The organism is Comamonas humi (genome assembly GCF_054782535.1).
This window is the reverse complement of record NZ_BAAGSH010000005.1, coordinates 551,007-573,583: the sequence shown is the minus strand read 5'-3', so window position 1 is coordinate 573,583 and position 22,577 is coordinate 551,007. Positions and strand designations below refer to the sequence as shown.

Annotated in this window: 18 protein-coding genes; 10 read left to right on the top strand and 8 right to left on the bottom strand. The window is 68.1% G+C overall.

All coding sequences use genetic code 11. The annotated features are described in order from the left end of the window. Nucleotides 1–698: 698 nt before the first annotated feature. Both ACYVKR_RS06935 and ACYVKR_RS06930 read right to left on the bottom strand, forming a co-directional pair. On the bottom strand, nt 699–1,379 hold the full coding sequence (locus ACYVKR_RS06935; protein ID WP_460480065.1) for a response regulator transcription factor: 681 nt from the start codon (nt 1,377–1,379) through the stop codon (nt 699–701). Nucleotides 1,380–1,619: 240 nt separating this feature from the next. Beyond that, a complete protein-coding gene (locus ACYVKR_RS06930) occupies nt 1,620–3,122 on the bottom strand; it encodes an aminotransferase-like domain-containing protein (RefSeq protein WP_460480064.1) in 1,503 nt (500 codons plus the stop codon). A 192-nt stretch (nt 3,123–3,314) separates the two neighbouring features. Between ACYVKR_RS06930 and ACYVKR_RS06925 the strand changes: the two genes are divergently transcribed. Further along, a complete protein-coding gene (locus ACYVKR_RS06925; RefSeq protein ID WP_460480063.1) occupies nt 3,315–3,671 on the top strand; it encodes a hypothetical protein in 357 nt (118 codons plus the stop codon). Nucleotides 3,672–3,747: 76 nt separating this feature from the next. On the opposite strand, the gene ACYVKR_RS06920 is transcribed toward ACYVKR_RS06925, so the two are convergent. From ACYVKR_RS06920 to ACYVKR_RS06910, 3 genes are all read right to left on the bottom strand, one after another. Beyond that, the gene (locus tag ACYVKR_RS06920) at nt 3,748–4,272 is read right to left on the bottom strand and encodes a DUF3617 domain-containing protein (protein WP_460480062.1); all 525 of its coding nucleotides are present in this window, start codon (nt 4,270–4,272) and stop codon (nt 3,748–3,750) included. A gap of 65 nt (nt 4,273–4,337) precedes the next feature. Then, nucleotides 4,338–6,656 (bottom strand): IPTL-CTERM sorting domain-containing protein, encoded by a 2,319-nt coding sequence (locus ACYVKR_RS06915; protein ID WP_460480061.1) that lies wholly within the window; start codon nt 6,654–6,656, stop codon nt 4,338–4,340. A 366-nt stretch (nt 6,657–7,022) separates the two neighbouring features. Continuing rightward, nucleotides 7,023–7,730, bottom strand: a complete 708-nt coding sequence (locus ACYVKR_RS06910) for a response regulator transcription factor (RefSeq protein WP_460480086.1) — start codon at nt 7,728–7,730, stop codon at nt 7,023–7,025. Nucleotides 7,731–7,855: 125 nt separating this feature from the next. Here ACYVKR_RS06910 and ACYVKR_RS06905 point away from each other — a divergent pair, with 125 nt between their 5' ends. Next, complete coding sequence (locus ACYVKR_RS06905; RefSeq protein ID WP_460480060.1) at nt 7,856–9,862, top strand: sensor histidine kinase; 2,007 nt, start codon at nt 7,856–7,858, stop codon at nt 9,860–9,862. Between the two features lie 52 nt (nt 9,863–9,914). Here ACYVKR_RS06905 and ACYVKR_RS06900 read toward each other — a convergent pair whose 3' ends face one another. Then, nucleotides 9,915–11,210 carry an RsmB/NOP family class I SAM-dependent RNA methyltransferase gene (locus tag ACYVKR_RS06900; protein ID WP_460480059.1) on the bottom strand — a complete coding sequence of 432 codons (1,296 nt, stop codon included), beginning with the start codon at nt 11,208–11,210 and terminating at the stop codon, nt 9,915–9,917. A 68-nt stretch (nt 11,211–11,278) separates the two neighbouring features. Here ACYVKR_RS06900 and ACYVKR_RS06895 point away from each other — a divergent pair, with 68 nt between their 5' ends. After that, on the top strand, nt 11,279–11,551 hold the full coding sequence (locus tag ACYVKR_RS06895; RefSeq protein ID WP_460480058.1) for a DUF1653 domain-containing protein: 273 nt from the start codon (nt 11,279–11,281) through the stop codon (nt 11,549–11,551). 1 nt (nt 11,552) lies between these two features. Beyond that, a complete protein-coding gene (locus ACYVKR_RS06890) occupies nt 11,553–12,497 on the top strand; it encodes a hypothetical protein (RefSeq protein ID WP_460480057.1) in 945 nt (314 codons plus the stop codon). A 4-nt stretch (nt 12,498–12,501) separates the two neighbouring features. Here the strand turns inward: ACYVKR_RS06890 and purN are convergent, their stop codons facing one another. Next, on the bottom strand, nt 12,502–13,080 hold the full coding sequence (gene purN / locus ACYVKR_RS06885; protein WP_460480056.1) for a phosphoribosylglycinamide formyltransferase: 579 nt from the start codon (nt 13,078–13,080) through the stop codon (nt 12,502–12,504). A gap of 95 nt (nt 13,081–13,175) precedes the next feature. On the opposite strand from purN, the gene ACYVKR_RS06880 reads away from it, so the two are divergent. Beyond that, nucleotides 13,176–14,495, top strand: coding sequence for a methyltransferase domain-containing protein (locus tag ACYVKR_RS06880; RefSeq protein ID WP_460480055.1), 1,320 nt, complete (start codon nt 13,176–13,178; stop codon nt 14,493–14,495). A gap of 1 nt (nt 14,496) precedes the next feature. Here ACYVKR_RS06880 and ACYVKR_RS06875 read toward each other — a convergent pair whose 3' ends face one another. After that, nucleotides 14,497–15,087, bottom strand: a complete 591-nt coding sequence (locus ACYVKR_RS06875) for an HNH endonuclease (protein WP_460480085.1) — start codon at nt 15,085–15,087, stop codon at nt 14,497–14,499. Nucleotides 15,088–15,208: 121 nt separating this feature from the next. Between ACYVKR_RS06875 and ACYVKR_RS06870 the strand changes: the two genes are divergently transcribed. From ACYVKR_RS06870 to ACYVKR_RS06850, 5 genes are all read left to right on the top strand, one after another. Beyond that, nucleotides 15,209–16,252 carry a bifunctional riboflavin kinase/FMN adenylyltransferase gene (locus ACYVKR_RS06870; RefSeq protein WP_460480054.1) on the top strand — a complete coding sequence of 348 codons (1,044 nt, stop codon included), beginning with the start codon at nt 15,209–15,211 and terminating at the stop codon, nt 16,250–16,252. Nucleotides 16,253–16,362: 110 nt separating this feature from the next. Next, complete coding sequence (ileS, locus tag ACYVKR_RS06865; protein WP_460480053.1) at nt 16,363–19,221, top strand: isoleucine--tRNA ligase; 2,859 nt, start codon at nt 16,363–16,365, stop codon at nt 19,219–19,221. Beyond that, the gene (gene lspA / locus ACYVKR_RS06860) at nt 19,214–19,714 is read left to right on the top strand and encodes a signal peptidase II (protein ID WP_460480052.1); all 501 of its coding nucleotides are present in this window, start codon (nt 19,214–19,216) and stop codon (nt 19,712–19,714) included. The genes ileS and lspA overlap by 8 nt, the downstream gene beginning before the upstream one ends. Before the next feature lie 282 nt (nt 19,715–19,996). Next, entirely contained in the window at nt 19,997–21,655 is a 1,659-nt protein-coding gene (locus ACYVKR_RS06855) for a Na/Pi cotransporter family protein (RefSeq protein WP_460480051.1), read from the top strand. Between the two features lie 13 nt (nt 21,656–21,668). Then, nucleotides 21,669–22,565, top strand: a complete 897-nt coding sequence (locus ACYVKR_RS06850) for an ABC transporter substrate-binding protein (RefSeq protein ID WP_460480050.1) — start codon at nt 21,669–21,671, stop codon at nt 22,563–22,565. Nucleotides 22,566–22,577: the final 12 nt, after the last annotated feature.

Sequence of the window (22,577 nt, the reverse complement as noted above, 5' to 3'; positions counted from 1 at the left end):
ATGCTTGTCGGTGGCGGTGGCGGTGGCGGTGGCGGTGGCGGTGGCGGCGGAGGTGGTGGTGGCGGCGGCGGCGGTGGCGGCGGTGGTGTCGGGCCGCAGCCATTGGTCGATTGGCCTACGCCGCATCCCCCTTGCCCGTTATTACCGCTATTGCCCGGCGTGTCAGCCACCGCCAGGGAGGCTGCCGCAGCGGTTGCCGCGAACATGGCGGCAATGCGGACTTTTTTGCTGATGAACATTTCTTGTCCTTTCTGGCCGGCCAAGCCATCCCGCGGCGCAATCCGTGCGCCCCGGGGCTGGTGGATACAGCCTGTTCATGACCTCCATCTCCCGCCAGAGAAGCCATTGCCAAAGCCTGCGCCCTCCCGCGAGGCCGCCGGACAGCTGTCAGGCATCTTCTGTGTTCAGCGAGGAATGGACGCGAATCACCCTGGAGCCCTCTGTCCATTGCATCCGGACGCCCTCCTTCTCAAACCGGGCTTGGCGGCACGCATGCCTGCGTCGCCCAACGCTGGAAAAGCACAGCCCCGGCCGGTCGAGGAATCGATCGGCAGTCTTGTCGAACGGGGTGGAAAAGCACTGACCACAGTGCTTGTGGATCAGGAGCGCAAAAGGCCCGGGTCACGCGTCAATGCCAACGCGCGTAGCGCTGATCTGCGGCAGCTCACCCATTCAGGAGGTGGTGCCGCAGGTCCTGTCTATCCATGCATGAATACCAGCCCCTTGCCGAACACCGAGCGCACCGGAAGCGGCATGCCGGTGGCATCCAGGGTCTTATGTCGCAGCCGCGTCAACAGCGACTCGATGCGGTGGAAACCGCCTTCTGCTTTCTCGCAGCCCATCGCATGCGTCAGCTCGCTCTTGTTCACCAGCGCCCCGTGGGCGCCGAACAGGCTCTGCAGCAACTCAAGCTCGCGGCTGGTCAGCATCACCAGGCGCTGGTTGGGCGCCATCAGCCAGGGGCCGTCGACATTCAGGCTCCACGCCACCGGCTCCTGCCCGTGCAGGTAGCGCAGCAGGGTGCGCGCGCCGGCCGCCAGTTCACCGGCGTTCGCCGGCTTGGCGAAATACTGCAAGGCGCCGGCATCGAGCACGGCCATGCGGCCTTGCGCGTCGGCATCCTCCGGCCCCAGCACGGCGACTGCCACGCCCTCGGCCGCGAGTTCGTGCACGGTGGCCAGCGCGTCGTCGCCCAGCAGCCCCATGTCGACCACGGCCAAGTCAGCCGGTTCGCTGCGCATCTGCAGAAAGAAGGCCTGCGGTGCCTCGGCACCCCAGTTGCGGACGCGCGAATCCTGCAGGTAGCGGCACACGCCGGCACGCATATCGTCGTCTTCCACCAGCACGGCGACAGTGCGTTCCGCCTTGGAAGCAAGCATGTCTTTCATGATGGTCAACCCGTGGCTCCAAGCTAGGTCTCGATGCGACTGGGTCCGCGCTTGCCGCGCCTTCCGGCCCGTGGCGGCCAGTCACCTGCATCACTTCAATCGGCGAGGATTTCGTCCGTTTTTTGCAACAGCAAAACAGAAACCAATTGCAAGTTTTGTAGATGTAATTGTTCCGCGCGCGGCCATATCGTGAAATAGCTCAGATGTACCAATTTCACATTTGAATGACGATCAGGCGCGTGGAGCCAGGCCGAGCTGGCGGTGCATCAGCCGCCCCAGCTCGCGGTAGGCCTCGTCGATGGCGGGCGTGAACGGCATGCCGCAGCTCAGCCGCAGGAAGTGGTCGTAGTGCCCGGTGTTGGAGAACATGTCGCCCGGCGCCACGCGTATGCCCAGCGCCAGCGCATCGCCATATAGCCGGGCCGCGCTGATGGGCTCGGGCAACTCGATCCAGATGCTCAGGCCGCCGGCCGGCAGGCTCAGGCGAGAGCCGATCGGAAAGTAGCGCGCCACCGCGTGCGCCGCCTGCTGGCGCTGCACGCGCAACTGCTGGCGCAGCCGCGCCAGGTGCCGCATGTAGGTGGGCGTGCCCACGGTGCGCGCGCCCAGCAGCTGCGGCCAGGTGGGCATGTTGCGCGAGCGCGAGAACTTGATCATCTGCACGCGCTCGTGCCAGCGCCCGGCGTTCATCCAGCCCAGGCGCAGCCCGGGCGCGAAGCTCTTGCTGAGCGAGGCGCAGTAGATCACCGTACCGTCCGTGTCCCAGGCCTTGCAGGGGCGCATCACCGTGTCGGTCTCGACGAATTCGCGGTAGATGTCGTCCTCGATCAGGGCCACGCCGTGGGCGCTGCACAGCGCCACGATGCGCGCCTTGTGGCTGTCGGGCATGGTGGCGCCCTGCGGCATCTGCAGGTGCGGCACCACGACCACGGCCTTGATCCGAGGCTGGGTGCGCAGCGCCAGCTCCAGCGCCTCCAGCGACATGCCGGTGTGCGGGCTGGACGGGATCTCCAGCGCCTGCAGCCCGCGCGCCTCCACCGACTGCACGATGCCGTAGAAGGTGGGCGACTCGATGGCGACCAGATCGCCGGGCTGCGTCAGCGCATCGAGCGCGAGGTTCACCGCCTCGGAGTTGCCCAGCGTCGCGCCGATCTCCATCGGCGCGATCCGCAGGCCGAAGGTCAGCGCATAGCGCGCCATGGTCTCCTGGAAGTCGGGATGGGTGAAGGGCGCCGACGGCCCGTAGACCAGCACATCCGGCTGCTCGCGCAGCAGGGCCACGGCCTGGCGGTTGAGGAAGCCGGCGTCGAACAGCTCGGGCGCCGGCATGGCGCTGCCCAGGTCGGCCCGCAGGCGGCCCGCCAGCCGGGCGCGGTTCAGGTAGTCGGCAATGCGCCCGCCGATGCCCTCGAACGGCGACGCGGCGGCATCGAAAGGCTCCAGCCGCTCGGGCTCGCGTGCGGCCGGCAGCAGCGGCTGCGGCGCGCAGACGAAGTAGCCGACCCGGGGGCGAGCCTCGATCAGCCCGCGCGACTCCAGCTCGCGCAGCACCTGCAGCGCCGTGGTGTGGCTGACCTGGTGCAGGCGCCGGATCTCGCGCACCGACGGCATGCGCGCGCCCACGCCCAGCGCCTGCTGCGCGATGGCCTGCTCGAAATGCGCGGCAATGCGCTCGTACAGGAAGGCGTCGCCGGTCGCAGGGGCGTCAAGCAGGCTTTCGTCGGTCTGGGACATGGTGTGGTTTCGGGCTCCGAGCCGCGGTATCGTCGGCTTTTTTCGCCGACCAGAACAGATACAGATGCTGCGATTTTGAACCAGAACAGAAGCGGCTTGACTGCACTGTTCCGCACCCGGGAAACCTCGCTGTGCCTGTTGCGCAGCAGCGCGATTTTTTACGCTGGAGGCCTTCATTTTGAAAGCACCGCCATGATCCGCACCAGCTTCCCCTCCTTGTCCACCCCCTTCTCGCCAAGCGCCGCCAGCGCCATCCAGGAGCGGATCACGCCGCTGCGGATCGTGCCCGGCCAGGGGCTGTGGTGCTACCTGGAAACCGGCAGCGCGCTGCACTGCACCGCCGGCCAGGTACGGATCAGTTCCCCCTGGACCTGCGCCCTGCGCCTGGCCGAGGGCGAAGCCCCGTATTGCAACGGCGCCCATGCGGGCTGGTACTGGCTGGAGACGGATGGTGCCGAAACCGCGCAGCTACAGTTGGCCGGACGCCGCGGCACCGGCTGGCGCAGTGCATGGCAAGCCGTGGCCCGCTGGCTGGGCTGGCTGGATTGATGCAAAAGCTACTTATTTGATAGCAATCGGCGCTCATCCATAAAGCGCTGGAGGCCATTTTCATCAATATTTTTGCTCAATCGTGATGATGCCCGTCGGCATGGACCGAGCCATGCGGCTGCTTCAGCACCTGGACCGTGATGCCGTTGGGCAGCACCATGTCGCCCGGCTGCATGCCGGCGCGGCATTCGCCCAGCCACCGGGCCTCGAAGCGCCGAGCCTCGGCCGGTGGTCCGCCTGCCGTGCGCTCCGGAAGCACCTCATAGCTGCCCTCGTAGCGCGCCCCCAGGTCACCTGACAACTCCATCTGCAGGTTCAGGCGCCGGCCATGCACCGCGCACTGGTTCTCGATCCGGTAGCGCCGGCCCTGGCGGTGCACCGTGGGTGCATCGCAGTGCTCCTGGCCGGGCACGATGGACAGCAGGACCTGCGCATCGCTGGCCCGGTCCGTGCATTGCTGCACCGTGACCGGGCGCGACGCCGCGCCCTGCCCGCCCGCGATAGCCACCTCCCACAGCCCCGGCTTGCGCGCCGGCATCGGCTGCGCGGCGGCGCAGGACAGCGCCCAGGCCGCCAGCGCGCACATTCCCAATTTCTTCATTGCGTGCCTTGTCGTGAAGACGCAGGGGCCGCACAGCGGTGCGGCCCCCTGCGTGCTGCGGTCGATCAGCCGGCGTTGCGGCCGGTGCGGCGCATGGCCAGCAGCCCGAGGGCGGCCAGCAGGCCCGCCATCAGCAACTGGCCCCACTGCGTCAACGTAGGCACAGGGGTTGGGGCGGCAGCAACGCCAATCGTCACGTCCTTGGTCGCAGTGCTGGAACCGCCGGTGCCGGTCGCCGTCGAGGTGCCCGTCTGGCCCGGCGTGCCGCTGACCTGGCAGGTCACCGTCTGGCCTTCGGGAATCGCGCCGGGCGAAGTCCAGCCCGCGCTGGCCGGGCTGATGGTGCAGGCGCCCAGGGCCACGCCGGGCGGCAGGCCCATGGCCGTGCAGGCAGCGCTCGCCGCATCGGCGCTGCCGATGTTCTGGCAGGTGAAGCTGCCGCTGTAGGGCTGGTTCACGGTGCCAGTGGGCGGCAGGCCGCCCAGGTCGATGACCACGTTTGGTGCGCCAGTGACGTCGATCTGCTTTTGCGCCGTGTTGTTGCCCATATTGGAATCACCGGTGGCGCCGGCGCTGCCATTGACGATCACCGGCCCCTTGTGGTTGGCCGGCGTGCCGGTCACCGCGCAGGTCACGGTCTCGTTCAGCGCAATCGCATTGCCGGGCACCCAGGCGGCATTGCCGGGGCTGATGGTGCATGCGCCCTGGGCCAGGCCGGCGGGCAAGTTGGCCACCGCGCAGCTGGTGCCCGCCACCGCAGCGGCGGTGCCGATGTTGGTGCAGCTGAAGCTGCCGCTGTAGGGCTGCCCCACCGTCGCCGTAGTCGGCAGGTTGGCCAGATCGACCAGCACATCGGGCACGGGCGCCAGTTCCTGCTGGTTGTTGCCAGGATCGCCGTCGTTGTCCCCGCCCGTCGTCACCTTGGGTGGATTGGCCGGCGTGGTGGTCGGGGTGCCGGTGACTGGACAGGTCACGGTCGCGGCGGCAGGTACCGCGCTGCCCTGGCTCCAGTTGAGGGCCGGGGTGGGCGGCGAGATCGTGCACTGCCCCACCGTCACGCCCGCTGGCAGCCCCGTGGCGGCGCAACTGGCATTCTGGGCCGCCGTCGAGCCCTGGTTGGTGCACGAGAAGGCGGCGCCGGCCGGGTACGGCGTTCCCACCACGCCGCCGCCAGGCGGCAGCTGGGACACATCGGGCACCATGTCGGCCAGCAGATTGGTCTTGACCAGCGGCCCCAGCAGCGAGGGCACGCCCGTGCCGGCGATGGGATAGGTGCCGTTGTTGAGCAGGTCGGCCGCCGTATCCGCCGGCACACGCACCGTCATGGTGAAGGTGCCCGACTCGCCCGGCTGCAGCGTGCCGATGCTGCAAGCAGCCGGGCTGGTGCTGCCCACACCGCCGGCCGGTGCCGTGCACGCGCCGCCGCCGAAGCTGGGCTGGGTGATGCCGACAAAGCTGGTGTCCTTGGGTGTGGAATCGGTGGTCTGCGGCATGGCGGGGTTGACCGTCACATTGCTCACCGCGGCATTGCCGTTGTTCTTGTAGGTATAGGTGTAGGTGACGTCAGTGGTGCCATCCGGGTTGGTATGGCGATTCACCGCGGCCGGCCCTTCGGCGGTCACCCACAGGCTCGCGCCCTGCACGTTGCCATTGCCGCTGCGCACATTGTTCAGGTAGACGGCGCCCGCATGCCCGCTCGGCCCGCAGCCCGCCGCGATCACCTTGACCGTGACCGTATCGCCCAAGGCCACCAGGCCCGGATCCAGCGGAATGTCGAAAGCCTGCCAATCCGTGTACTTGATGCCCCCCACCGCCACCCACGGCACGCCAGCCTGGTTGGCGAAGTTGAAGGTATGGAACAGGCTGGTGCCGTCCGCCTTGGTGATCTCGATGAAGAAATAAGGCTGCTCGTCGGACTGGTGGCCCGGGTCCTCCAGCACCGGCGCGGCCGTGAAGCGAATATGCACCTTGCCGTCGGCGTCGATATCGCCATTGGCCACCACGATGCTCTGTTCGATGGCACTGGCCCGGTTGTTCTTGCCGTTGGCGTTGACTGCCGTATGCACCCGCGCCACCTTATCGCTCCAGGCCAGGGCACCACCCGTCAGCGACTCGCTGCCCGCGCTCAGGACGGCCGAGCGGATGTTGGCCGCATTCGGCGTCAGGCCCAGATCGCTCTCCGTCGTGGGCGGGAAGCTGGGGATGGCGCCCGGTATCGTGTAGCCCTTCTGCGTCCAGCCGCTGAAATCCGGCGTGGCCTCAAAGCCGCCGTTGACGAAATCCGCATGCGCCGCCACGGCCAGCAGCAAGCCGCCCCCTGCTACCGCCAGCGTGGTCCCCCAAGGCCGCCGGGTATCCCTCCGGGTCGATGTCGAATGTGTCAATTGGTTTCTCCTCTGATGGGGGCGTGCAGGGACGCTCCGATTGCAAAAACAAGCACAAAAAATGGCACAACCACAGTCCAGCTGTGGCTGCTCTTGTTTTTGATTCTTCCCGGCAGCAAGAGAACGCGTCATAGGCGACAACGCACAATTACTCACATTTATTTAAAAATTAGACGAATAAATTTTAAAAATTGATAACCGATGATTTACCCGGCGACGGCTGGGAGCGGCATGCCCGTCACCCGAAGCCACTCCCTCGGGCAATACGGCCCACGCCGGCGGCTCCGCGTCGCGCACGGACAAGTTACGAGGCCATGGCGGCACGCAAAGGCCCGCCCCCACCTGGGGGACGGGCCGGCGCCGCGCTCAGACGATGAAGACCAGGCCTTTGCCAAAGACCGCCCGGATGGGCAGCGCCATGCCAGTGGCCTGCAGGGTCTTGCGCCGCAGCCGGGTCAGCTGCGACTCGATGCGGTGAAAGCCGTCTTCCACATGGCCGTAGCCCATGGTTTCCAGCAAGTCCTGCTTGCTGACCAGCCCGCCCTTGGCAGACACCAGGCGGTTGACCAGTTCCAGCTCGCGGCTGGTCAGCGGCACCGCGTTCTGGTTGGGCGCCACCAGGCGCACGGCATGCAGGTCGAGGCGCCAGGACAGTATTTCCGGCCCCCGCGAAGCCTGCTTGGAGCCCTGCGCCAGCACATGGCGCAGCTGCGAGCGGATGCCAGCCACCAGCTCGTGCAGGTCCGCCGGCTTGACGAAATACTGCAGGGCGCCGGCATTCAGCCCGGCGATCCGGCTTTCCAGGTCGCCGCGCGCCGTCAGCACGACCACCGGCACGCTCTGCGCTGCCAGGCGCTGGATCAGGCTCAGCCCGTCCTCGCCGGGCAGGCCCAGGTCCACCACCACCAGGTCGGCCTTTTGCCGCAGCAAGCCCACATAGAAGTCCTCCGCGGACTCCGCACCCCAGGTCTGGAACCCCGATTTTTGTAAGAAACTGCAAACATTCAGTCGGATGTCTTCATCATCTTCGACAACAGCAATGGTGAGCTCGGCGTAAGTTAAGGCTTGTTGCATCATGGAAGCTGGCATTTGTCACATTCTTGCCAAGTACGCGAGATGGAACCATGCACGAAAACACACAAGTTATTACAAAAACCAATAAGTCACAATTAATTGCAATCACCGGCTTTCTGGCGTGGATGGTCGCGCTGCTGGGCCTGATTGCCGCCTTCATCCTGAGTCCCACCCTGTTTTCCCAGCCGTTCACCGGCATGCGGCTGGGGCCGGACCTGCCGCTGCACGTCCTGGCAGACCCGGAGGGCCGGCTCACGATCGACGACGTGGCCGCGCTGCCGGACTCGGCGTTTGCAGAGCAGCGCGCCAGCTTCAACCAGGGCTATACCCACACCGTGTACTGGCTCAGGCTGGCGCCGCCGCCGCCGCTGGAGCCACGCAGCGCCGCGGCGCCCGCCGACCCGCTGTGGCTGGAAGTGCTGCCCAGCTACCTCGACCAGGTCACGCTCTACCAGCCCGGCGACAGCGGCTGGCAGGCGCAGAGCAGCGGCGACACCGTCGCCATGGAGCAGCGCGTGCATGTGCGCCAGCTGGTGTTTCCGCTGCAGGCCGGCAAGCCGCTGGTGCTGCGCATCCAGAGCCAGAGCTCCATGCAGGTCTACGGCACGGTGTGGCGCAGTTCGGAGCTGATGGCGCGCCTGTCGAGCAGCGAATGGTCATCCGGCGTGCACCTGGGCATCGGCCTGGTGCTGGCCCTGCTGATCGCCGGCGCCGCGCTGGCCCTGCGCATGCGCAGCATGACTGCGCTGGCGCTGATGTCGATGGTGTTCCTGCTGCAGACCGCGATCACGCGCGGCTACCCGCAGGTCTGGCTGCCGGCGCCCTGGGCGCGCTGGAACGATGTGGCCGCGTCCATCGGCACCTTCATCCTGCCGGCGACCTTCGCCTGGCAGACGCGCGAACTGCTGACGCGAGGCACCGCCTGGCGGCGCATCGACCGGTTGTTGCTCGCGCTGACCGCGCTGCCGCTGCTGGCCCTGGCCAGCATCCCGCTGGGCCGCTTCACCCAATGGGCAGCGCTGGGGCCCAGCATGCCCTGGCTGGTCAGCCTGCTGGGCGTCGCCGTGACCTGGACCGAGCTGCGGCGCAAAGGCCCGTCGCTCGTCGGCTTCCTGACGGCCACGCCCTACAGCCTGCACGCGCTGCTGGGATTCCATGTGGCCGCGGCCTATGCGGGCCTGGTGACCCTGCCGGCCGAGGCCGGGCTGTTCTGGCAGCTCGAAGCCCTGCTGCTCAACATCATGGTGGCCGTGGCGGTGGGCGCGAGCCTGGTGCAGCGCTTCCAGGACTCCCGGCAGCGCCAGGCGCAGCTGGTGCGCTCGCTGGAAAAATCCGAGCACAGCCTGGAAGAGCGCGTGCGCCAGCGCACCGACGAGCTGCTGCACGCCCAGAATGCCCTGCAGGCCGCGCTGCACAGCGAAAGGGAGATGCGGCTGGAGCAGCGCCAGTTCTTCAACATGGTGAACCATGAGTTCCGCACCCCGCTCGCCGTGGTGGACAGCGCCGCCACCGAGCAGCAGAGCTTTCCCAGTGCCGACCTGGCAGCGCAGCAGGAGCGGGCCGCGCAGATCCGCCGCGCCTGCCGGCGCCTGACGGCCCTGGTGGACAACTGCCTGGTCAGCGACCGCCTGGACACCACGGCCTTCAAGCTGCAACGGGACTGGACGCCGGTGCACGAACTGGTGGCCGATGCGGCCCAACTGGTGCATTGGTCGCGCCGGCACCAGTTGGCGCTCGACATCGATCCCCGGCTGGACGAATGGGACTGCGACCCCACGCTGGTGCGCATCGCGCTGTCCAACCTGGTGGACAACGCCGTCAAGTACGCCCGAGAGGGCGAGATCGCCGTGGCGGCGCGGCTGGATCCGCAGGGCTGCCTGCAGCTCTCGGTGAGCGACGCCGGCCCCGGCCTGCCGCCCGAGGCGGCCGAGCGCATCTTCGAGCGCTACGAACGCGGCGAACGCACCGACCAGACCCGCGGCTTCGGCCTGGGCCTGTGGGTGGCGCGGCGCATCGCCCGGCTGCATGGCGGCGACGTGCACGCCGCCGCATCGGTGCAGGGTGGCACCCGCTTCACGCTGACGCTGCCCGTGCCTGCCGGCAATGGGCCTATATACAATGGATTTATATAAAAACAGCCTCTAGCGCTTATCTATCAAGCGCTAGCAGCTATCATTTTTATATTCAAGCCTGGCGCGTCCATACTGCGGCGAAGAAGCCGTCGGTCTGGTGCTGGTGCGGCCACAGGCGCAGGTACTGCGTGCCGGTGTCGCCGCCGCTGCACAGGCTGGCGGCCTGCTCCACCTTCAGGGCCGTCAGCAGTTCGCCAGCGTCGGCCGGGATGAAGTCGCGGTGGGCCGCGCCAAAGGCCTCGGCAATTGCCTCGTTCTCGGCCGGCAGCACGCTGCAGGTCGCATAGACCAAGCGCCCGCCCGGCTTGACCATGCGCGCCGCGCTGGCCAGGATCGCGGTCTGCTTGGCCGTCAGCTCCTCGATGGCCTGCGGGCTCTGGCGCCACTTCAGGTCAGGATTGCGGCGCAGCGTGCCCAGGCCCGAGCACGGGGCATCGACCAGCACGCGGTCCATCTTCCCGGCCAGGCGCTTGATGCGCTCGTCGCGCTCGTGCGCGATGGCGGCTGGATGCACGTTCGACAGGCCGCTGCGCGCCAGCCGGGGCTTGAGCGCCTCCAGCCGATGGCCCGACACGTCGAACGCATACAGGCGCCCGGTGCTGCGCATGGCCGCGCCGATGGCCAGCGTCTTGCCGCCGGCGCCGGCGCAAAAATCCGTCACCATCTCGCCGCGCTTGGCATCGAGCAGCAGCGCCAGCAACTGCGAGCCCTCGTCCTGCACTTCGATCGCGCCGCTGGTGAAGGCGTCGAGGCGCGACAGCTGCGGCTTGCCCTCCACGCGCAGGCCCCAGGGCGAGTACGGCGTGGGCTCGGCGGCGATCTTGGCCTCGCGCAGCGTCTTTTCCAGGTCGGCGCGCTTGCCCTTGAGCTGGTTGACGCGCAGGTCCAGCGGCGCGGTCTCCAGCATGCTGGCGGCCAGTTGGTCGAACTCGGCGGCATCGGTCATCTGCGCCTTGAGCGGCGCGACCAGCCAGTCGGGCAGGTTGTGGCGGTGGTGGGGCATCAGCTCGGCCAGCGGCACAGCGTCGCAGTCGTCCAGCCAATGGCGCTCGGTCTCGTTCAGCGCACTCTTGATGAAGCTGCGGTCGCCGCCGTTCTGGCTGTGCGCCCAGCCCAGGATGGCCAGGCGCCGTTCACGCGGGCCGGAGCCCGAGCGCGCGAGCTGCTCCAGCAGCAGTTTCTTGCGCAGCACGGTGTAGGCCGTCTCGGCCAGCGTGGCGCGCTCGCGCGAGCCGAGGTTGCGGTTTTCACGGAAGAAGCGGGACACCACGGCATCGGCCGGGTGTTCGAAAGTCAGGGTGCGCTTGACCAATTCGGCGCAGGCGTCGAGAAGCTGTTTGGGATGCATGACCGCGATTGTCCCATTGCCTGGCATTTCCGAGAGGGCCGCGGGTCTGGCCGGGTACCATGGCGCCCATGACCGACGACGACCTGCCCCCGCTGACGCCCACGCCCACCGGCCTCTACCGCCACTACAAGGGCGGCCGCTACGAAGTGCTGGCCACCGTGCGCCACAGCGAGACGCGGGAGCCCATGACGCTGTACCGCGCCCTCTATGGCGAGCGCGGCCTGTGGGTGCGCCCGGCGGCCATGTTCAACGAAAGCGTGGTCATCGATGGCCTTGAGCAGCCGCGCTTCGCGCGCTGCCCCGAGGACGAGCAGCGCGGCTTCCAGAGCGAAGGACTGTGACATGAGACACCCGACTCCCTGGCTGGCGGGCCTGCTGCTCGCCTTTTCGCTGGCCGCCGGCGCGGCCCAGCCCGTGCCCGCCCCCATGGCTGTTCCGGGCACCTCAGTGACGATGGCGCCGCCCGCGGGCTTTGCACCGGCCACGGGCTTCGCGGGCTTCAGCGCCGCGGACAGCCCCTCCAGCATCCTGCTCGCCGAAATGCCGCCCCAGGCCTACGCCCAGCTCGCGCCGATGTTCGCCGACGCGCAGGCAGGGCGCAGCGCCTTCGCTACCAAGGGCATCGCCGTGGAGCGGCGCACCACCATCGCCACGGCGGCCGGCACGGTGCCCGTGCTGGTCGGCAGCCAGGCCGCGCACGGCCAGAACTTCCGCAAATGGATGGCCTTGTTCCGCGGCGACAAAGTCGTGCTGGCCACGGTGCAGGCGCCCGCCGACGGCGGCCCCGCCGAAGCCGAGGTGCTGCGGTCGCTGGCCTCGGTGCGCCTGGGCCCGGCGGCCTCGCCCCAGCAGGCGCTGGACGCCCTGCCCTTCAAAATCGAGGCAACGGCACCGTTCCGGGTGCTGAACACCATGACCGGCGCCGGCGTCACGCTGACGGCTGGCGCCAAGGATGTCGATCCCGAAGGCCGCCAGCCGCTGATCGTCGTGGCGTCGAGCCTGTCGGCACCGGCCTCGGCCACCGAGCCGGCAGCGCTCGCCCGGAGCCTGCTGGTGCAGACACATGGGCTTGAACAAGCCTCGAACCCGCGCCAGGAGTCCGCCGATTTCGCGGGCACCCGGGGCGTGGTGCTGCGCGGCAGTACGCAGCAGGGCCGGCATTTCGTCCAGTACCTGTCGCTGTGGCCCGGCCAGCGCTACATCCGGCTCGTCGCCCTGCTGCCGGACGGGGACCCGGCCGTGCAGGCCGCCGTAGATACGATTGCCGCCTCGGTCGCCTGGCGCTAAGGCCTCAGCCCTGCATCAGCCGCGCCACGGCGCGCGGATAGATGCGGTGCTCCTCCACGAGCACGCGCGCAGCCAGGGTCTCGGCCGTGTCATCGGGCAGCACCGGCACGACGGCTTGGTCGACGATGGGGCCGACGTCCAGCTCGGCCGTGACGCGGTGCACGGTGCAGCCCGCGAACTTGCAGCCGGCATCGATGGCGCGCTGGTGCGTGTGCAGCCCCGTGAAGGCCGGCAGCAGCGAAGGATGGATATTGACCATGCGCCCTTCGTAGCGGGCGACGAAGCCTGGCGTGAGGATGCGCATGAAGCCCGCGAGCACGACCAGGGCCGGCTCGTGGCGGTCGATCACCCGGGCCAGTTCTGCATCGAAGGCTTCGCGGCTGCCGAAGCCGCGGTGGTCGAGCACCTCGGTGGCGATACCCTGCTCGCGGGCGAACACCAGCCCCCCGGCCTCGGCCTTGTTGCTGACCACCGCCGCCACGCGGGCATCCAGCCGGGTGGCCCAGTCGTCTTGCAGGGCTGCCCGCACGATGGCGGCCATGTTCGAGCCGCCGCCCGAGATCAGGATCACGATGTTTTTCATGGAGGCGGCATTATCGCAGCGCGGACCCGGAGGACTCGAATACCGGATAATGTTGGGTTTTCCTCTCAGCCGGCCTTGGGCCATCGATTGTTTACATGAGCGCTAAAGCACCTGTCGATCCGATCCGCAAACATCTGGAAAAGGCTCGCCACCAAATTTCGGTGGGCAACCTCACCGGCGCCGCCCATACCCTGAACGAAGCCCGTGCCAAGTCGCCGCGCGATGCACGCCTGTTCATGCTGGCCGCCCTGATGGCCGAGAAGTCTGGCAACATCAACGCCGCTTTCGATGCCATGCAGCGCTGCCACACCATGGCGCCCGACTGGGCCCCTGGCCTGCTGGAGTTGGCCCTGCTGCAGGCCCGCCATAACCGCGACCAGGAAGCCATTGCCAGCGCCGAGCAAGTGGCCGCGCTCGAGCCCCGCAACCTGCAGGTGCTGGCCGGCGTGATAGACATCGCCCACCGCACCGGCAACACCGAAATGGCCATTCGCCACCTGGAGCGCGGCCTGGCCCTGGTGCCGGGCGACCGCCTGCTGCGCCGCCACCTGGCCCAGGATTTCGCCGCCATCCACAAGTGGGACGAATCGCTGGCCCAGTGGCAATCGCTGATCGACGAAGAGCCGGACAACGCCTCGCTGCGCGTGGGCCGCATCCAGGCGCTGCAGGCCCGTGGCACGCTGGCAGAGGCGCTGCCCGACGCCACCGCGCTGCTGGCGCTGACGCCGGACAGCCCCATCGCCCGCTACTACGATCAGTTGGCGCGCGGCGAAACGCCGGCGCACGTGCCGGTCGAGCTGACGACGCACATGTTCGACGAGATGGCCAGCATCTACGACCGCCACATGGTGCGTAACCTGCAGTACCGCCTGCCCCGGCAGGTGGCCGACCAGTTGCTCGAGCGTTACCCCGACCGCCGCTTCAACGTGCTGGACCTGGGCTGCGGCACCGGCCTGCTGGGCATCTGCCTGGGCGCGCTGGACGGCTACATCGTGGGCGTGGACATGTCGTCCAAGATGATCGAACAGGCCGCCCGCCACAACGTCTATTACAAGTTCCACCAGGTCAACCTGCTGGAAGCGCTGCGCGCCACGCCCGACAACACCTTCGAGGTGGTGGCGGCGCTCGACGTGTTCATCTACGTCGGCGACCTGCAGGAAGCCATTGCCAACGCCCACCGCATCCTGGCGCCAGGCGGGCAGCTCATCTTCTCGTGCGAGCACGGCGACGTGACCGGCCCGGACGCGCAGCTGCAGCCCGCAGGCCGCTATACCCACAAGCTCAGCGCGGTGATGCAGCAGTGCAAGCAGGCCGGGTTCGAGCTGGTGCAGACCCGCGATGCGGACCTGCGCCTGGAAGCAGGCCAGCCGGTCGATGGCTTCGTGATCACCGCCACCAAGGCCACCGCGGCCTGATTCAGTGCGGCAGCGCTGGCACCGGTTCCGGATCGGCCAGCGCCAGCCGCGAGTGCTTGGGCACGTGGGCCATCAGGAACTCCATCTGGTCGGCCAGAATGCGGCGGTTGCGCAGGATGAAGTCTTCCCACAGGCTGGGCGCATACGGCGTGTAGAGCAGCGGCATGCCGGCCTGCTCAGGCGTGCGGCCGGCCTTGCGGTGGTTGCACGACTTGCAGGCCGCCACCACATTGGTCCAGCGGTCCGGTCCCTTCTGCGACACCGGGACCACGTGCTCGCGGGTCAGCAGCGACTCGTCGAACCACTGGCCGCAATAGGCGCAGATGTGGCGGTCGCGGCGGAACAGCTTCTCGTTGGTCAGCGCCATGCGCATGGCGAAGGGGTCGATGCAGGGCTTGCCGCGGGTGCCGATGATGCTGCTGATGGCAATCCTCGACTGCAGCCCGGTGACGGCGTTGTGCCCGCCGCGGAAGCAGGCGATCTCCGACCCCGCCTCCCAGCGCACATCGCCGGCAGCGTAATGCGTGACCGCCTCCTGGAGGGATATCCAGGACTGCGGCACACCGCCCGAAGACAGCTTCAACACCTTCACCATGTCCTCCTGTTCAAGGAAATACAGCCAGGCCCTCCTGACAATATACACTTTCACGGTGAAATCTGTCTTATGTGCGCCCTCTACCTGCGCAGATAGCTATTAAAAACACAGCATCCCCATGAAGATATTCCGCGGCTTCGAACACCCTGGCGTGGCGGCTGCCTGCGCGCTCACCATTGGCAATTTCGACGGTGTGCACCGCGGCCACCAGGCCATGCTCGCCTCGCTGCGGCACGAGGCCCAGCGGCTGGGCGTTCCGAGCTGCGTGATGACCTTCGAGCCCCATCCGCGCGACTATTTCGCGCAGAAGCTGCACAAGCCCGACCTGGCGCCGGCGCGCATCAGCACGCTGCGCGACAAGCTCGACCAGCTCGACCAGGCCGGCGTTCACCAAACCATCGTGCTGCCCTTCAACGACCAGCTGGCCAGCCTGGCGCCGCAAGCGTTCATCGACCAGGTGCTGCTGCAGGGCCTGGGCGCGCGCTACGTGCTGGTGGGCGACGACTTCCGCTTCGGCGCCAAGCGCGCGGGCGACTACGCGATGCTGGTCGAGGCCGGCCGTCAGCAGGGTTTCGAGGTGGCGCGCATGAACAGCTACGAATCGGACGGCCTGCGCGTGTCCAGCACCGCCATCCGCAACGCGCTGGCCGCCGGCGACATGGCCGCCGCCGAGCGCCTGCTGGGCTACCCCTACACCATCTCCGGCCACGTGGTGCACGGCCGCAAGCTGGGCCGCACGCTGGCCGCCACCGATGCGGCCCAGAGCAATGGCTTTCGCACGCTGAACCTGCGCTTCCAGCACTGGAAGCCGGCGGCCAGCGGCATCTTCGTGGTGCGGGTGCATGGCCTGTCGCCCGAGCCGCTGCCCGGCGTGGCCAACCTGGGCGTGCGCCCGTCGCTCGATCCGGACGACGTGAACGGCGGCCGCGTGCTGCTCGAAACCCACTGCCTGCAATGGCCCGACGGCCTGGGCGCCGAAGGGGCCTACGGTAGAATCGCCCGCGTGGAACTGCTGCACAAACTCCATGACGAGCTGAAATACGACGGTCTCGATGCCCTCACGGCCGGCATCGCCAAGGACTGCGCGGATGCCCGCGCGTATTTCGCTGGTGCGCCCAGCCACGCAGACACCCGCCGCCAGACCACGCGCGACCGAATTTGACGCTGGCCGTCATCCCGCCTCGGCCCTTCGCCTGCTGAGGCTGCCTCCTTGCCGTTCGGCCCCGGCTGCCGGGCCGCGCCCTATTTTCAGGTTCCCAAGGTTTTCCCTCCATGTCCGATTCCAAGTCCAACAAGAACGAAGCCGCGTCCGTCTACCGCGCGACGCTGAACATGCCCGACACGCCCTTCCCGATGCGCGGCGACCTGCCCAAGCGCGAGCCGGGCTGGGTGCAGGAGTGGGAGGACAAGGGCATCTACAAGAAACTGCGCGACGCCCGCAGCGGCGCACCCAAGTTCATCCTGCACGACGGCCCGCCCTATGCCAATGGCAAGATCCACATCGGCCACGCCGTCAACAAGATCCTCAAGGACATGATCGTCAAGAGCCGCCAGCTCGAAGGCTTCGATGCGCTGTACGCGCCCGGCTGGGACTGCCACGGCCTGCCGATCGAGAACGCCATCGAGAAGCTGCACGGCCGCAACCTGCCGCGCGACGAGATGCAGGCCAAGAGCCGCGCCTTCGCCACCGAGCAGATCGCGCAGCAGATGGTGGACTTCAAGCGCCTGGGCGTGCTCGGCGACTGGGACCACCCCTACAAGACCATGAACTACGCCAACGAGGCGGGTGAGCTGCGCGCACTCAAGCAGGTCATGGAGCGCGGCTTCGTCTACCGTGGCCTCAAGCCCGTGTACTGGTGCTTCGACTGCGCCTCGTCGCTGGCCGAGTTCGAGATCGAGTACGCCGACAAGCAGAGCCAGACGCTGGACGTGATGTTCCCGGCCGCCGAGCCGGCGAAGCTGGCCGCCGCCTTCGGCCTGCCGCAGCTGGACAAGCCCGCCTTCATCGTGATCTGGACCACCACCGCGTGGACCATCCCCGCCAACCAGGCGCTCAACGTCAACCCCGAGCTGGAATACAGCCTGGTAGACACCGAGCGCGGCCTGCTGATCGTGGCCTCGGCCCTGGTCGAGAAGTGCCTGGCGCGCTGGAAGCTCGACGGCAAGGTGGTTGCCACCGCCAAGGGCGAGAAGCTCGACCACATGCCGTTCAAGCACCCGCTGGCGCAGGCCGACAAGGGCTATGACCGCATCTCGCCCGTGTACCTGGCCGACTACGCAACGGCCGACGACGGCACCGGTATCGTGCACTCGGCACCCGCCTACGGTCTGGACGACTTCAACTCCTGCGTCACCAACGGCATGCCCTACGAGGACATCCTGAACCCCGTGCAGGGCAACGGCGTCTACGCGCCCGAGCTGCCGCTGTTCGGCGGCCAGCACATCTGGAAGGCCGTGCCCGTCATCATCGACGCGCTCAAGGTCGCCGGCCGCCTGCTGGACACCACGGGCCTCACCCACAGCTACCCGCACTGCTGGCGCCACAAGACACCGGTGATCTACCGCGCCGCCGCGCAGTGGTTCATCCGCATGGACGAGGGTGAAGGAGTGTTCACCGACCCGGCCCAGAAGCCTGAGAAGACGCTGCGCCAGCTGGCGCTGGACGCCATCGAGCAGACCCACTTCTACCCCGAGAATGGCAAGACCCGCCTGCGCGACATGATCGCCGGCCGGCCCGACTGGTGCATCTCGCGCCAGCGCAGCTGGGGCGTGCCGCTGCCCTTCTTCCTGCACCAGGATTCGGGCGAGCTGCACCCGCGCACCATGGAGATCCTGGACCAGGCCGCGGCCATGGTCGAGCAGGGCGGCATCGAGGCCTGGAGCCGCGCCACGGCCGAGGACATCCTCGGCGCCGAGGACGCGAAGCACTACACCAAGAGCACCGACATCCTCGAGGTGTGGTTCGACTCCGGCTCCACCTTCTGGCATGTGCTGCGCGGCACCCACCCCGAGATGCACCACGACAGCGGCCCCGAGGCCGACCTGTACCTGGAAGGCCACGACCAGCACCGCGGCTGGTTCCACAGCTCGCTGCTGCTGGCTGCCGCGATCTTCGGCCGCGCGCCTTACCGCGGCCTGCTGACGCACGGCTTCACCGTCGACGGCCAGGGCAAGAAGATGTCCAAGTCGCTGGGCAACACCGTGGCGCCGCAGGATGTGAGCGGCAAGATGGGCGCCGAGATCATCCGCCTGTGGGTGGCCTCGACCGACTACTCGGGCGACCTGGGCATCGACGACAAGATCCTGGCCCGCGTGGTCGATGCGTATCGCCGCATCCGCAACACGCTGCGCTTTTTGCTGGCCAACGTCAGCGACTTCGACGCAGCCAAGGACGCCGTGCCCTACGCGCAGATGCTGGAGATCGACCGCTGGGCGCTGGCGCGCGCGGCCGAGTTCCAGGCCGAGCTGCTGGCGCACTACAAGGTCTACGAGTTCCACCCCGTCGTGGCCAAGCTGCAGCTGTTCTGCTCGGAAGACCTGGGCGGCTTCTACCTCGACGTGCTGAAGGACCGCCTCTACACCAGCGCCGCCGGCAGCCTGGCGCGCCGCTCGGCCCAGACCGCGCTGCACCAGATCACCCACGCCATGCTGCGCTGGATGGCGCCCTTCCTGTCGTTCACCGCCGAAGAGGCCTGGAAGGTGTTCGGCGCCAGCGACACCATCTTCCTCGAGAAGTTCACCGACCTGCCCGCCGGCGACGAGGCCCTGCTGGCCAAGTGGGCGCGCATCCGCGAGATCCGCGACGTGGTCAACAAGGACATCGAGGCCTTGCGCGCCGACGGCAAGGTCGGCGCCTCGCTGCAGGCCGAGGTCACCGTGGCCGCCCAGCCCGAGGACCTGATGCTGCTGCAGACGCTGGCCGACGACCTGAAGTTCGTGCTCATCACCTCGGCCGCGCAGGCCGTGGCGGGCGAGGCCCTGGCCGTGGCGGTCACGCCCTCGGAGCACGCCAAGTGCGAGCGCTGCTGGCACTACCGCGCGGACGTGGGCAGCAACCCGGCCCACCCCACGCTGTGCGGCCGCTGCGACAGCAACCTGCACGGCAGCGGCGAGGTGCGCCACCATGCCTGAGCGCGGCTCCGCCAAGCGCTTCGTGCTGTGGATGCTGTGGGCCGTGGCCCTGTTCTGGGCCGACCAGTTCAGCAAGGACTGGATCCTGCAGCACTACCAGCTGGGCGACTACACGCCCATCACGGGCTTCTTCAACATCGTGCGGGCGCACAACCCCGGCGCGGCCTTCTCGTTCCTGGCCGCGGCCGGCGGCTGGCAGCGCTGGCTGTTCACCGGCATCGGCGTGGTGGTGGCCCTGGTCATCACCTGGCAGCTGTGGCGCCACAGCGCCAACACGCTGTTCTGCTTGGCGCTGTCGTGCATCATGGGCGGCGCGATCGGCAACGTGGTCGACCGCATGCGCCACGGCTACGTGGTGGACTTCCTCGACTTCTACTGGGGCACGGCCCACTTCCCGGCCTTCAACATCGCCGACGTGGCCATCAGCACCGGTGCCTTCCTGCTGATCCTGGACGAGCTGCTGCGCATGCGGCGGGCCAAGGCCACGGGCTAAGCCCTCACCAAAAACATAGCTGCTCGCGCTTGCTGTACAAGCTTTTCAGATATCTTCGATACTGAATCGCTTTGCTGGCAAGCGCGGGCAGCTATCTTTTTATAGCTATCCCTTCCCAGGCCGGCGGGCACGGGGTTTTCCCTCGCTATTGCACAAAACCCCAATTCAAAGCAAAAAGAACCAAAACGAAAATTACATTTACCAAATTCGAACCCAAATGAGCGCACAGGCCCCATTCCCGCCACCGGGAGCTGCCGCCGGGGGTATATTTCCTCGCAGCACATGAAGCATTTACTGAACCTCCTCGCCGCCATCGCCCTGCTGGTCTGGGGCGCGCACATGGTGCGCAACGGCGTCCTGCGCGTCTTCGGCGCCAAGCTGCGCGACTGGCTGGCCCACAGCATGAAGAGCCGCCTCTCGGCGGCCCTCTCGGGCCTGGGCGTGACCGCGCTGGTGCAGTCGAGCACCGCCACCGCGCTGATGACCTCGGCCTTCGTCGGCCAGGGGCTGATCACGCTGCCGTCGGCGCTGGCCGTGATGCGCGGCGCCGACGTGGGCACCGCGCTGATGGCCGTGCTGTTCTCGGCCGACCTGTCGTGGCTGTCGCCGCTGTTCATCTTCGTCGGCGTGGTGCTGTTCATCAGCCGCCAGGATGCGACGCCCGGCCGCGTCGGCCGCGTGCTCATCGGCCTGGGCCTGATGCTGCTGGCGCTGCAGCTGGTGGTGGCCGCCACCGAGCCGCTGCTCGAGTCGCCCGCCGTGCGCACGCTGCTGGCCTCGGTCACCAGCGACATCTTCATGGAGCTGCTGCTGGGTGCCACGCTGGCCGTGCTGGCCTACTCCAGCCTGGCCGTGGTGCTGCTGATCGCCGCCATGGCCAGCTCGGGCGCCATCCCCATGGAAGTGGCCCTGGGCCTGACGCTGGGCGCCAACCTGGGCAGCGGCCTGGTGGCGGTGCTGAGCACGCTCAAGTCCAGCACGGAGGTGCGCCAGGTCACCATCGGCAACATGCTGTTCAAGCTCATGGGCGTGGCGATCGCGGCGCCGTGCCTGGGCCTGTGGATGGCCCATGTGCAGCCGCTGATCGGCCACCGCGGCCAGGGCGTGGTGCTGTTCCACCTGGCCTTCAACATCTTCAACAGCCTGTGCTTCATCGGGCTGATCGAGACCGTGGCGCGCTGGGTCACGGCGCTGTCGCCCAAGCCCGAGGCCAACGCCGCCAGCCGGCTGCGCCCGCGCCACCTCGACGCCTCGGCGCTGTCCACGCCGTCGCTGGCCATCTCCTGCGCCGCGCGCGAGGCCCTGCACCAGGCCGACATCGTCGAGTCCATGCTGATCGGCATCCGCCAGGTGCTGGACAGCGACGACCTCAAGCTCTCGCAGGAGCTGCGCGGCCTGGACGACACGGTGGACGAGCTGTACTCGGCCATCAAGTACTACATGACCAAGATCTCGCGCAGCGAGCTGGACGAGCGCGAGGGCCAGCGCTGGACGGAAATCATCAGCTTCACCATCAACATGGAGCAGATCGGCGACATCATCGAGCGCGTGCTGATCGACATCGAGGACAAGAAGATCACCAAGGGCCGCCACTTCTCGGCCGCCGGCATGCAGGAGATCCACGAGCTGCACCAGCACCTGCTGAACAACCTGCGCCTGGCCATGAGCGTGTTCCTCAATGGCAATGTGCGCGAGGCGCAGAAGCTGCTGGAAGAGAAGGTGCGCTTCCGCGACCTCGAGCTGGCCTACTCGGCCACCCACCTGAACCGCCTGTCGGACAACACGGTGACCAGCATCGAGACCAGCTCGCTGCACATCGACCTGATCAGCGACCTCAAGCGCATCAACTCGCTGCTGTGCTCGGTGGCCTATCCCATCCTCGAGTCCGCCGGCGCACTGGCCCCCAGCCGCCTGAAGACGACGCAGATGCAGGACCGCTGAACCCAACAACGACATGAGCGACTACCTCAAGGCCCTGGCGCTGACCTCGGCCCTCTCGCTGGCCACAGCGCCCGCGCAGGCCGCGCCGCAAGGCACGCTCCAGCTCACCGACGCCCGCCAGCGCAACGTGGAATTCGCCCGGCCCGCGCGGCGCATCGTCTCGCTGCAGCCGTCCTTCACCGAGGCCATCTGCGCGCTGGGCGGCTGCGATGCGCTGGTGGGCGTGGACCGCTTCTCCACCTGGCCACCGCAGGCCGCCGCGCTGCCCAAGGTCGGCAGCCTGCGCGACCCCGACATCGAGCGCATCGTGGCCCTCAGGCCCGACCTGGTGCTGGCGCGCCCCAACCACAAGGTGGACGAGCGGCTGGAGAGCCTGGGCATCCGGGTGCTGACGCTGAACGCCCAGACCCACGAGGACATGGCGCGCGAGCTGGAAATGCTGGCCGCGCTGCTGGGCCGGCCCGGCGCCGGCGCGCGGCTGTGGCAGCAGACGCAGCAGCGGCTCGACGCGCTGCGGCAGGAGATGCCGCCGCAGTGGCGCGGCAGGAAGGTGTATTTCGAGCTGCACAGCGGCATGGCGGCCGCGGGCGAGGCCTCGTTCATCGGCCAGACGCTGCGCAGCCTGGGCCTGGTCAACATCGCCGGGCGCGACCTGCCCATGTACCCCAAGCTCAGCCCCGAGTACGTGGTGCGCGCCAATCCCGACGTGATCATCACCATGGCCGACATGCCGGTGCCGCCGGCCGAGCGCCAGGGCTGGAGCCGCCTCGTCGCGCTGCGCGAGCAGCGCCACTGCCGCATCCCCAACGCCGAGTTCGACACCCTGGTGCGGCCCGGCCCGCGCATCGACGAGGCCGCGCGGCGCATCGTGCAATGCCTGCGGGACCTGCCGCCGCCTGGCGCGCGCTGAACGCCGGAGCGA